1 protein-coding gene is annotated in these 992 nt (G+C 61.9%); it reads right to left on the reverse strand.

Translation table 11 applies throughout. The annotated features are described in order from the left end of the window. Positions 1-992, reverse strand: a 992-nt coding sequence (locus JIN85_RS22560; protein ID WP_200274389.1) for a hypothetical protein, incomplete at both ends; no start/stop codon positions are given.

Consider the following 992-nt stretch of genomic DNA (forward strand, 5'->3'; position numbering starts at 1 on the left):
TCGGCATTGTCGTAGAGCGTTTTGCCGATCTCGCTGAGATCCTGCACGCCCTGCGCCTCTTCCCGATACCAGTAAGTTCCCGCCCGGATCACCGGGCCGAACGATGGCTCAAGGTCATACATCCAGTCGGCGAAATCCGGCGTCCGCAGGTAATTGAGGAACCCGGAAACCTGGCTGGTTCCTTTGCTCCGCGTCGTCGGGGTTTTCCCGGCGGCGTAGGTCGCGCCGCCGTAGGTGTTGGGCCACTCTCGCAGCTGGGCTGCCGCCGTGGCGAATTGCTGAACCCGGGCATTGAAGTCGAGGTGCACTTGCATTCCATACAGTTCCTCGGTTCTCACCCGGATGAATTCGGATTTGTCTGGCGGGAGAAACGTGTCGAGTTCAGGACCGGAAATCACGACGCGGGCACGTCGCCCCGGCGCGACGGTTGGACCGTCGTTGCCTCCTGTTAGATTGGTCGCAACCAGTGGGAGCATTTTCCCCGATCCATCGTTCCCGGGGGCAAGGTCGGCGTAAACGATGCCCGCGGCTCCTGAGTTGTGGCCGCCAAGTGTGTGTTCGCGGTCGAGTTTGAAGAGTCCAGTGTCATCGGCTCGGACCAATCGCGCCGTGCTCGGTTCGGCGGCGAGTAGGGCGGCGACTTCCGCGCCGGTTCCCGGCTTAACCGTCACGACCTTGCCCACTGCCTGGGTGGCTTCGTTTCGGAAACGCACTTCGATGCCATCGCCATCCGCTCCGGGATTGATCGCATGCAGCACGCCGTCGTCGCCATTGCGGAAAAACGCGGGCTTGGGCGGAGTGCTATTGATTGCATCGACGATCTCGGCAGCGGTGTTGCCGCCGGTTTTCCGGTAAACCATGATCGCATTGCCGACGCGGTCCACGCTGAGGTCGTCGAAGGTGTCTTCGTGAATGGCGAAGGTGATGTCATTGCCGACGCTGCCGGGCCTGCGGGCGGTTAGAACGATGTCCTTGTTGGTTCCTCCCATGGC

It is taken from the genome of Luteolibacter pohnpeiensis (assembly GCF_016595435.1).
Classification (GTDB): Bacteria; Verrucomicrobiota; Verrucomicrobiia; order Verrucomicrobiales; family Akkermansiaceae; genus Luteolibacter; species Luteolibacter pohnpeiensis.